This window comes from Streptomyces sp. MNU76 (assembly GCF_020982545.1).
Classification (GTDB): Bacteria; Actinomycetota; Actinomycetes; order Streptomycetales; family Streptomycetaceae; genus Streptomyces.
The window spans coordinates 163,514-175,263 of record NZ_JAJKLK010000024.1 but is presented as its reverse complement, the minus strand read 5'-3'; the positions used below and the strand labels follow the sequence as shown (position 1 = coordinate 175,263).

At 76.3% G+C, this 11,750-nt stretch carries 1 protein-coding gene and 1 pseudogene; both read right to left on the bottom strand.

The window, feature by feature from the left end; translation table 11 throughout:
- Window positions 1–47: 47 nt before the first annotated feature.
- The gene (locus tag E4N62_RS49865; RefSeq protein ID WP_374117179.1) at window positions 48–6,626 is read right to left on the bottom strand and encodes an SDR family NAD(P)-dependent oxidoreductase; all 6,579 of its coding nucleotides are present in this window, start codon (window positions 6,624–6,626) and stop codon (window positions 48–50) included.
- A gap of 415 nt (window positions 6,627–7,041) precedes the next feature.
- A pseudogene (locus tag E4N62_RS49860) lies at window positions 7,042–11,736 on the bottom strand (SDR family NAD(P)-dependent oxidoreductase); the annotation flags it as partial.
- Window positions 11,737–11,750: the final 14 nt, after the last annotated feature.

The following is an 11,750-nucleotide window of genomic DNA, read 5'->3' as shown; positions in this document are numbered from 1 at the left end:
TGCGTTCTCGCCTTCTCCTGGAAACGGCTGTACGTGGATCCGGGGCGTCACGAGATGCCCAGCTGGTTGTCGATGAGGTCGAAGATCTCGTCGTGCGTGGCGGACTCGATGTGGTCCGCGGTGACCTGTCCGGTGGGTTCGGTGGCTTCGAGGCGGGCCAGCACCTCGCGCAGCCGCTGGGAGAGCCGGTCGCGGTCGGGGGCGTCCGGCGCGAGGCCGGCGACCAGCTCCGCGAACCGGTCCAGCTCCGCGAGCGGCGCGGACGCCTTGGCCGGGCCCGGCCGGCCGGTGGTGGCCGCGAGGTGGCGGGCCAGTACGTCGGGGGTGGGGTGGTCGAAGACCATGCCCGCCGGCAGCCGGACGCCGGTCACGGACGACAGCCGGTTGCGCAGCTCGACGCCGGTGAGGGAGTCGAAGCCGAGTTCCTTGAACGCCCGGGTGGGCTGGACCAGTTCGGGCGAGGGGTGGCCGAGGACGGCCGCCGCGTGGCCACGCACCAGGTCCAGCAGCGCGGCGTGGGCGTCCGCCTCGGACAACCCGGCGAGCCGTTCGGCGAGGCCCGCGGCCCGGCCGCCGCCGTCGCCGTTCGCCGCGGCGGCCCGCCGGCGCGGCGCCCGGACCAGTCCGCGGAGCAGCGCCGGGACGTCCTGTCCGCCGCCGGCGCGCAGCGCGGCGGTGTCCAGTCGCGCGGCCAGCAGATAGGCGTCCTCGGAGCGGAGGGCCGCGTCGAAGAGGGCCAGCCCTTCCTCGGAGGTCAGGGGGGTGACCCCACTGCGGCTCATGCGCCGCAGGTCCACGTCGCCGAGATGGCCCGTCATGCCGCTGCGTTCCTCCCACATGCCCCAGCCGATGGAGAGGCCCGGCAGGCCCTCGGCGCGGCGGCGTTCGGCGAGCGCGTCCAGGGCGGCGTTGGCGGCCGCGTAGTTGGCCTGTCCGCCACCGCCGAGCAGGGCCGCGGCGGAGGAGAACAGGACGAAGGCGGCGAGGTCGTGGTCCCGGGTCAGCTCGTGCAGGTTCACCGCCGCGTCCGTCTTCGGACGCAGGACGCGCTCCAACTGCTCGGTGGTGAGGGAGGAGACCACGGCGTCGTCGAGAAGTCCGGCGGCGTGCACGACGGCCGTGAGCGGGCGGGTCACGCCGGCCAGGACCTCGGCGAGCCGGTCACGGTCGGCGCTGTCGCAGGCGACGACGCTCACCTCGGCGCCGAGCGCTGCCAGTTCGTCGCGCAGCTCGGCCGCACCGGGGGCGTCGGGGCCGCTGCGGCTGGTCAGCAGCAGGTGCCGTATCCCGTGTTCGGCGACGAGGTGACGGGCCACCAGACGGCCGAGGGTGCCGGTGCCGCCGGTGACGAGGGCGGTGCCGTCGGGGTCGAGGGCGGTGGGCGGCAGCAGCACGTTCTTGCCGGTGTGCCGGGCCTGGCCGACGTACCGGAACGCCTCGGGGGCCCGCCGTACGTCCCAGCAGGTGAGCGGCAGCGGGGTGAGCGCGCCCTGCCGGAACAGGTCGAGGATCAGGTCGAGCGTCTGCGCGATCCGCTCCGGGCCCGCCTCCGCCAGGTCGTACGCCCGGTAGCGGACCCCGGGGTGGGCGGCGGCCACGGTGTCGGCGTCGCGGATGTCGGTCTTGCCCATCTCCAGGAAGCGTCCGCCGCGCGGCAGCAGCCGCAGGGAGGCGTCGACGAACTCCCGTGCCAGGCAGTCCAGTACGACGTCGGCGCCGCGTCCGCCGGTCGCGTCGAGGAAGCGGTCGGCGAAGTCGAGGGTGCGGGAGGAGGCGATGTGGGCGTCGTCGAGGCCGAGGCCGCGCAGGACGTCCCACTTGCCGGGGCTCGCGGTGCCGTACACCTCGGCCCCGGCGTGCCGGGCGAGCTGGACGGCGGCCATGCCGACACCGCCGGCCGCGGAGTGCACCACGACCGTCTCCCCCGCCTTCAGGCCTCCGAGGTCGAACAGGCCGTAGTGGGCGGTGAGGAAGGCGATGGGCACGGTGGCGGCCCGGGCGTAGGACCAGCCGGGCGGGATCGGGGCGAGGGTGCGCCGGTCGGCGACCGCGACGGGGCCGAAGGCGCCGCCGAAGACACCGAACACGCGGTCGCCGGGGGCGAGGTCGCTCACGCCGGGGCCGGTCTCCAGGACGGTGCCCGCCCCTTCGCTGCCGAGGATCCGCTGGTCGGGGGCGAGGCCGAGGCAGACCGCGATGTCCCGGAAGTTCAGGCCGGCGGCGCGGACGGCCACCCGGACCTCGCCGGGGGCCAGGGGGGCATCCGCCTCGGAGGACGGTACGAGCGCGAGGGCGTCGAGGGTGCCCGCTCCGGTGGTGTCCAGCCGCCAGGCCGCTGCGCCGGCCGGCGGTGTCAGCGTGCCGGGCCGCCCTGCCCGGGCGAGCCGGGGTACGAGCGGGTTGCCCGCGCGGGCGGCGAGCTGTGGTTCCCGTGTGGCGAGGGCGAGGCCGAGCAGGCGGGGCAGGGCGTCCGCCGATTCGGCGGTATCGTCCAGGTCCAGCAGGACGAAGCGGTCCGGGTGTTCGGTCTGGGCGGCCCGGACCAGTCCCCATGCGGCGGCCTGTGCCGGGTCGGCGAGGTGTCCGCCGGGCCCGGTCGCGACCGCGTGGCGGGTGACGACCACGAGGGGGGCGTCGCCGGAGCGGGGGTCTGACGGCCACCGCTGGACGACGGCGAGGGTGGCGGTCGCGCTGTCCCGGACGCGGGCGGCCTCGGCGGGCCCGGTGGCGGTGGGGCAGGTCCAGACGACCGCCGTGGGCTGCGCGCCGGAGCCGGTGTCGTCGAGGTCCGCCCAGCCGGTGAGCGGGGCGGTGGCCCCGGCGCCAGGAGCCGGCGTCCAGTCCAGGCGGTACAGGCCGTCCCGGCCCGCCACGGCCGCCGCCAGCAGGTCCGGGGAGAGCGGGCGCAGCACCAGCGACTCGGCGGACAGCACCGGCTGCCCGGTCGGGTCCCAGGCGTCCAGGCTCACGGCGTCGGGCCCGGCCGGGCCGATCCGGACGCGCAGTGCGGCGGCCCCGGTGGCGTGGGCGGTGACGCCGTTCCAGGAGAAGGGCAGCCGGGCGGGGCCGGGCCGGTCGTCGAGGAGTGCGGACGCCTGGAGGGCGCCGTCCAGCAGGGCCGGGTGGACGAGGTAACCGTCGCTGTCCGACTGCCGTTCGAGCGCGACCTCGGCGTAGACGTCGGTGCCGTCGCGCCAGGCGGCGCGCAGCCCCTGGAAGGCGGGGCCGTAGCGGTAGCCGGCCTCGGCGAAACGGTCGTAGACGCCGTCCAGGTCGACCGGCTCGGTGCCGGCCGGCGGCCAGGTGGCGGGCGCGGGCGGGCCGTCGGCTCCGTCGCCGGGGGCGAGGGTGCCGGTGGCGTGCGGTGTCCAGTCCGCGCCGGGGTCGGTCTCGGCCCGGGAGTACAGGCCGAGGGGGCGCCTGCCGCTGTCGTCGGGCGGGCCGAGGCGCAGTTGGACGTGGACGGCGTCCCGCTCGGGGAGGATCAGCGGGGCCTGGAGGGTGAGTTCGTCGACGAGGGCGCTGTCGGCCTCGTCGGCGGCGCGCAGGGCGAGTTCCAGGAAGGCGGTGCCGGGCAGCAGGTTCGTCCCGGAGACGACGTGGTCGGCCAGCCACGGGTGCGTCCTGGACGACAGCCGCCCGGTGAGGAGCCGCTCCCCGGAGTCGGCCAGATCGACGCGGGCGCCCAGCAGCGGGTGGTCCGTGGCGCCCAGCCCGGCGGCGGCGACGTCTCCGGTGCGGACGGGGGCGTCGAGCCAGTGGCGGGTGCGCTGGAAGGCGTAGGTCGGCAGGTCCACCGGCCGACTCGTGCGGCCGAGGGCCGCAGGCCAGTCGACGGGCACGCCCTGGACGTGGGCCTCGCCCAGCGACAGCAGCAGCCGGTCCCGGCCGCCGTCGTCGCGGCGCAGCGAGCCGACGACCACGCCCGTGACGGCGCCGTCCTCCAGGACCTCCTGGACGGCCGGGGCGAGCACGGGGTGCGGGCTCGACTCGACGAAGGTGGTGTATCCGGCGCCGGTCAGGGCCCGTACGGCGGGCTCGAACTCGACCGTGCCCCGCAGGTTGCGGAACCAGTAGTCGGCGGTGAGTTCGGGCCCCTCGATCCAGTCGGCCTCCAGGGTGGAGAACATCCGGGTGCCTGCCGTGGCGGGGGTGATGTCGGCGAGGACGTCGAGCAGTTCGGCGCGCAGGGGGTCCATCTCGGCGGAGTGGGACGCGTAGTCGACCTCGATGCGGCGGGCGCGTACGCCGTCCTTCTCGCAGGAGGCGAGGAGTTCGGTCAGGGCCACGGTCTCGCCCGCGACCACGGTGGAGCGCGGGCCGTTCACGGCGGCGACCGAGATCCTCTCGCCCCAGCCGGCCAGCAGTTCGCGGGTGCGGTCGGCGGGCAGCGCCACCGAGGCCATGCCGCCGTTCCCGGCGACGGCGCGCAGCAGCCTGCTGCGCAGGGCGACGACCTTGGCGCCGTCCTCCAGGGTGAGCGCCCCGGCGACGACCGCCGCCGCGATCTCGCCCTGGCTGTGGCCGAGTACGGCGTCCGGTTCGACCCCGTAGGACCGCCAGGTCTCGGCCAGTGACACCATGACGGCCCAGAGCGCGGGCTGGACCACGTCCACCCGCTCCAGGTCCGTGGCGGAGGCCAGGACCCCGGTCAGGGACCAGTCGACGTGCGGGGCGAGGGCGCGCTCGCAGGCGGCCATGCGGGCGGCGAAGACCGGCGAGGAGTCGAGCAGGTCCAGTGCCATGCCGGTCCACTGGGCGCCCTGGCCGGGGAAGACGAACACGGTGCGCCCGACGGCGGTGGCGGTGCCCCGGGCCACGGTGGCGAGGGGTGCGTCGGCCGCCAGGGCCCGCAGTCCGGCGGTCAGTTGCTCGCGGTCGCCGACGAGGACGGCCCGGTGGTCGTGCCGGGTGCGGGTGGTGGCGAGGGCCAGCCCGATGGCGGCGGCGCCGTGCCCGGGGTGGGTGTCGGCGTGGTCGGCGAGCCGTTCGGCCTGGGCGCGCAGTGCTTCGGGGGTGTGGCCGGAGAGGACCCAGGGGACGGCGGGTTCCGCGGGAGGCGCTGGCTCCGTGGCGTCCTCGTCGACGTGCTCCAGGACCAGGTGGGCGTTGGTGCCGCTCATGCCGAAGGAGGAGACTCCGGCGCGGCGGGGCCGGTCGGGGCCGGCGGGCCAGGAGCGTTCCTCGGTCAGCAGTTCCACCGCGCCGGCGGACCAGTCGACCTGCGGGGTCGGGGCGTCCACGTGCAGCGTCCGGGGCAGCACCCCGTGCCGCATCGCCTCCACCATCTTGATGACACCGCCCACGCCGGCGGCCGCCGAGGTGTGTCCGATGTTCGACTTCAACGACCCCAGCCACAGCGGCTGTTCACGGTCCTGACCGTAGGTGGCCAGCACCGCCTGCGCCTCGATCGGGTCCCCGAGCCGGGTCCCGGTGCCGTGCGCCTCGACGACGTCCACGTCACCGGGTGAGAGCCGGGCGTCGGCGAGCGCGGCGCGGATCACGCGCTGCTGCGAGGGACCGTTGGGCGCGGTGAGCCCGTTGCTGGCCCCGTCCTGGTTGACCGCGCTGCCCCGCACGAGGGCCAGCACCCGGTGACCGTTGCGGCGGGCGTCGGACAACCGCTCCAGCAGCACCATGCCCACGCCCTCGCCGAAGCCGACGCCGTCGGCGGCCGCGGCGAAGGGTTTGGAGCGGCCGTCGGAGGCCAGGCCGCGCTGGCGGCTGAACTCGACGAAGAGTTCGGGGCTGGACATGACGGTGACGCCACCGGCCAGGGCGAGTCCGCACTCGCCGGAGCGCAGCGCGCGCACCGCGAGATGCAGGGCGACCAGCGAGGACGAGCACGCCGTGTCGACGGTCACCGCCGGGCCCTCCAGGCCCAGGACGTAGGCGACGCGGCCGGAGACGACGCTGCCCGAGTTACCGGCGCCCAGGAAGCCCTCGACCTCCTCGGGGATGTGGGGCAGGAGCCGGGCGGCGTAGTCCTGGTGCATGACACCGACGAAGACGCCGGTCGCGGTGCCCTTCAGGGCCGCCGGGTCGAGGCCCGCGCGCTCCAGCGTCTCCCAGGAGGTCTCCAGCAGGAGCCGCTGCTGCGGGTCCATCGCAAGCGCCTCGCGGGGCGAGATGCCGAAGAAGCCCGCGTCGAACTCCGCCGCGTCGTACAGGAAGCCGCCTTCGCGCGCGTACGAGGTGCCGTGGCGTTCGCTGTCGGGGTCGTAGAGGGCGTCCAGGTCCCAGCCGCGGTCGGCCGGGAAGGCGGCGATGCCGTCGGTGCCGGTGGAGACCAGGTGCCACAGGTCCTCCGGCGAGCGGACGCCGCCGGGGTAGCGGCAGCCCATGGCGACGACGGCGATCGGGTCGTCGTCGGTCGCCGCTCCCCCGCCGCCGGCGGCCGGGACGGCGGTCGGCACGCGGCCGGTGTCCGCGCCGAGCAGTTCGCCGCCGAGGTGGGCCGCGAGGACCTCGGGGGTCGGGTGGTCGAAGACGAGGGTGGCGGGCAGCCGCAGTCCGGTGGCGTTGCCGAGGCGGTTGCGGAGGTCGACAGCGGCCAGCGAGTCGAAGCCGAGGTCCCGGAAGGCGCGGCCCGCCTCGACGGCCTCGGGCGACGGGTGGCCGAGCACTGCGGCGACCTGCCCCGGACCAGGTCGAGGAGCTCGCGGCGACGGCCGGGGGCGTCCAGGGCGGCGAGCCGCTCGGCCAGGGGCCCCGGTCACCGTCGGTGGCGGAGGCCGGGGCGGCCTGGCGGCGGGCGGGCAGCCGGACCACGCCGTGCAGCAGCCGGGGTACGGGTTCGCTCTCGGCGCGGGCGCGCAGCGCGGCCGTGTCCAGCCGGAGCGCCACCAGCAGCGGTTCGTCGACGGTGAGCGCGGAGTCGAGGAGGGCGAGGCCCTGCGCGTCGGTCAGCGGCGGCAGGCCCGAGCGGGCGATACGGCGGACCTCGTCGTCGCCGAGGTGCCCGGTCATGGCGCTGCGCCGCTCCCACAGCGTCCAGGCGACGGACCGCCCGGCCAGGCCCTGGGCCCGGCGGTGGTGGGCCAGGGCGTCCAGGAAGGCGTTGGCGGCGGCGTAGTTGCCCTGTCCGGGGCCGCCGAAGGTACCGGCGGCGGAGGAGAACAGCACGAACGCCGCGAGGTCCAGGCCGGCGGTGAGCCGGTGCAGGTTGAGTGCCGCGTCGGTCTTGGGCCGCAGGACGGCGTCGACCCGCTCGGGGGTGAGCGAGGAGACCACGCCGTCGTCGAGCACTCCGGCGGCGTGGACGACGGCCGTCAGCGGATGCCGTACGCCGGCCAGGACCTCGGCGAGCCGCTCCGCGTCGGCCGCGTCGCAGGCGACGACGCTCACCTGCGCGCCGAGCGCGGCCAGTTCCTCGCGCAGTTCGGCCGCACCGGGGGCGTCCGGGCCGCTGCGACTGGTCAGCAGCAGGTGCCGTACGCCGTGTCCGGTGACGAGGTGACGGGCGACGCGGGCGCCGAGCAGACCGGTGCCGCCGGTGATCAGGACGGTGCCCTCGGGGTCCAGGGGCGGGGCCGCGTCGTCGTCCCGTACGGGGGTCCTGGCCAGCCTGGGGACGAGGACCTCGGAGCCGCGCACCGCGAACTGCGTCTCGCCGGTGGCGGTGAGCACGGCGGCGAGGGCGGCCGGCAGGTCGGCGTCCGGGTCGAGGTCGACGAGGTGGAGGCGGTCCGGGTGCTCGGTCTGCGCGGAGCGCACCAGCCCCCACACCGCGCTGTGCGGCAGGTTGGGTACGTCCTCGCCGGGCCGGGCGGCGATCGCGCCCCGGGTGACGAGGACGAGCCGTGCCCCGGTGAACCGGTCGTCGGCGAGCCAGCCCTGGACGAGGGCGAGGGCGTCGTGCACCGCGGTGCGGGTGGTGTCGGCGAGCCCGTCGGCCTGATCGTCCGGGGCCACGCCGAGGTCGGCGAGGACGAACTCCGGCAGAGGTCCGTCGGCGTCGCGGAGCGCGGCGAGGTCCGCGTGGTGGGCGACTCCCGGAGTGTCTTCGGTGGGGCCCAGGACCGCCCAGGAGGCCGCCGTGGGGCCGGGCACCGGGCGGAGCGGCGTCCAGTCGAGGCGGAACAGGGAGTCGTGGTGGCGTCCGGCGGCCGGAGCCGTGAAACTCCCGGCGCCGACCGGCCGCAGGGCCAGGCCCGCCACGGTCAGGACGGGCCGTCCGGCCTGGTCGAGGGCGCGCAGTGTCACCGTGTCGGGGCCGGCGGGGGTGATGCGCATCCGCAGGCCGGTCGCGCCCTGTGCGTGGAGGACGGCGCCGCTCCAGACGAACGGCATCCGGCCCTCGGCGGCCTCGCCGAGGCCGGTCGCGTGCAGGGCGCCGTCCAGGAGCGCGGGATGCAGCCCGAACCGCGCGGCCTCGGCCTGCAGCTCCGACGGCAGGCTCGCCTCCGCGAACACCTCCTCGCCCAGCCGCCACGCCGCCCGCAGCCCCTGGAACGCCGGCCCGTACGCGAAGCCGCCCTCCGCGAAGCGCTCGTAGAGCCCGTCCAGCTCCACCGGCTCCGCGCCCGCCGGCGGCCACACCTCGGGATCGCCCGGGGCCGCCTCCTCGGTGGCGGGACCCAGCAGCCCCCGGGCGTGGCACGTCCACGGCAGGTCGTCGGTGCCGTCCGGGCGGGCGTGCAGGCTCAGCGGGCGACGCCCGTCGCGGTCCGGGGCGCCGACGGCGAGTTGCACGGCGACGCCGCCCTCCGGGGGCAGGACGAGCGGGGCCTCCAGGGTGAGTTCCTCGACCTGGCCGCAGCCGACGTGATCGCCCGCGCGGACCGCCAGCTCCAGGAAGGCGGTGCCGGGCAGCAGGGTGGCGTCGCGGACGGCGTGGTCGGCGAGCCAGGGGTGGGTGCGGGTGGAGAGACGACCGGTGAGGAGCAGTCCGTCCCCGTCGGCGAGGGCGACGACCGCGCCGAGCAGCGGGTGGTCGGCGGCGGCGAGCCCGGCCGAGGCCATGTCGCCCTGGGGCGCGGCGGAGTCCTCCAGCCAGTACCGGCGGCGCTGGAACGCGTACGTCGGCAGGTCGGCCCGGCGGGTGCGCCATCCGGCGTAGGCGGCACGCCAGTCGACGCGTACGCCGTGGACGTACAGCTCGCCGACGGCGGAGAGGAACCTGGCCCGGCCGCCGTCGTCCCGGCGCAGCGTGCCGATGACCACGGCCTCGTCGGCCCCGGCCGCCTGGGCGGTCTCCTCCATCGGGACGGTGAGCACCGGGTGGGGGCTGACCTCGACGAGGACGTGGTGGCCGGCGGCCAGCAGGGCGCGGGTGGTCTGTTCGAACTCGACGGTCCGGCGCAGGTTGCGGTACCAGTAGCCGGCGTCGAGACCGGTGGTGTCGAGCGGTTCGGCGGTGACGGTCGAGTAGAAGGGGATGTCGGAGGGGCGGGGGGTGATGTCGGCCAGCAGCCGGAGCAGTTCGTCGTGGATGCGCTCGACGTGGGCGCTGTGCGAGGCGTAGTCGACGGGGATCCGCCGGACTCTGAGGTCGCGGGCGGCGAGCCGGTCGATCAGGTCGTCCAGCGCCGACCGGTCGCCGGAGACGACAACGGAGGCGGGCCCGTTGACGGCCGCGACGGACAGCCGGCCGTCCCCGTCGCTCAGCAGGGCACGGACCTCGTCGACCGGCAGCGGCACGGACGCCATGCCGCCGGCCCCGGCGAGCGCGACGATGGCCCTGCTGCGCAGCGCGACGACCTTGGCGCCGTCCTCCAGGGACAGCACGCCGGCGACCACGGCGGCGGCGATCTCGCCCTGGCTGTGCCCGGCGACCGCGGACGGCTCGACACCGTACGACCGCCACAGCGCGGCCAGCGACACCATCACGGCCCACAGCGCGGGCTGGACCACGTCGACGCGGTCCAATGGCGGGGTGCCGGGGGCGTCGCGCAGTACGTCGGTCAGGGACCAGTCGGTGTGGGGGGCCAGGGCGCGTGCGCAGTCGGCGATCCGCTCCGCGAAGACGGGGGCGGTGTCGAGGAGTTCGGCCGCCATGCCGGTCCACTGCGAGCCCTGGCCGGGGAAGACGAACACGGTGTCGGCTCCGGGGACGCCGGTCCCGCGGACCAGTCCGGGCTCGGGGGTGTCCTCGGCCAGGGCCCGCAGGCCTCGCAGGAACCCCTCCTCGTCGGCGGCGACCACGACGGCACGGTGTTCGAGGGCGGCCCGGGTGGTGGCCAGGGCGTGGCCGATGTCGAGGGGCCGCTGTCCGGGGTGCGTGTCGAGGTGGGCGGCGAGGCGGCGGGCCTGGGCGCGCAGGGCCTCGCGGCTGCGGGCGGAGACGGGCCAGGGGAAGGCGGTCGGAAGGCCGGACCCGTCGATGGTGTCGGGCTCGTCGACGGTGTCGGGCCCCGGAGCCGTGGCCGACTCGGGCTCGGGCTCGGGCTCGGGTCCGGCCTGTTCGAGGACGACGTGTCCGTTGGTGCCGCTGATCCCGAAGGACGACACGGACGCCCGGCGCGGTGCGCCGGTCTCCGGCCAGGGCACCGCCTCGGTGACCAGTTCCACCGCGCCCGAGGACCAGTCGACCGTGGGGGTGGGCCGCTCGGCGTGCAGGGTGGGCGGCACGACGCCCCGGCTCATCGCCATCACCATCTTGATGACACCGCCGACGCCCGCCGCGGCCTGGGTGTGGCCCATGTTGGACTTCAGCGAGCCGAGCAGCAGGGGCCGGTCGGCGGGCCGGTCCTGCCCGTAGGTGGCCAGCAGGGCCTGTGCCTCGATGGGGTCGCCGAGTGGCGTACCCGTGCCGTGCGCCTCGACCACGTCGACGTCGGCGGGGGTGAGCCCGGCGTCGGCGAGCGCCCGTCGGATGACCCGCTGCTGGGCGGGCCCGTTGGGGGCGGTCAGACGGCTGCTCGCGCCGTCCTGGTTGACGGCGGTGCCGCGGACCAGGGCCAGCACGGGGTGACCGTTGCGGCGGGCGTCGGACAGCCGCTCCAGCAGGAGCATGCCGACGCCCTCGCCCCAGCCGGTGCCGTCGGCCCCGGCGGCGAAGGACTTGCAGCGGCCGTCGGCGGCGAGCCCGCCCTGCCGGCTCATCTCGACGAACGGCACCGGCGTCGACATGATCATGGCGCCGCCGGCCAGCGCCAGCCCGCACTCGCGCCGGCGCAAGGCCTGGGCGGCCAGGTGCAGGGCGACGAGGGAGGACGAGCAGGCCGTGTCCACCGTCACCGCCGGGCCCTCCAGGCCGAAGGTGTAGGAGAGACGGCCGGAGGCCACGCTGTCGGAGTTGCCGTTGCCGATGTACCCCTGGATGTCGTCCGGGACCTGGCGCAGCCGTAGTCCGTAGTCCTGGTACATCACGCCGACGAAGACCCCGGTATCGCTGCCGCGCAGCGCGCCCGGGTCGAGGCCCGCTCGTTCGAAGGCCTCCCAGGTGGTCTCCAGCAGCAGCCGCTGCTGCGGGTCCATGGCGAGCGCCTCGCGGGGCGAGATGCCGAAGAAGCCGGGGTCGAAGTCGGCGGCGTCGGTGAGGAATCCGCCTTCGGCGGCGTAGGTCGTGCCGGGGCGCTCCCGGCCGGGGTCGTGCAGGGCGCCGAGGTCCCAGCCGCGGTCGGCGGGGAAGCCGGCGACGGCGTCGGTGCCGGACGCGACGAGCTGCCACAGCTCCTCGGGGGAGGCGACGCCGCCCGGGTAGCGGCAGCCCATGCCGACGATGGCCACGGGTTCCTGCTGCCGGGCCTCCACCTCCTGCAGTCGGCGCCGGGTGCGGTGCAGGTCGGCCGCGACCCGCTTGAGGT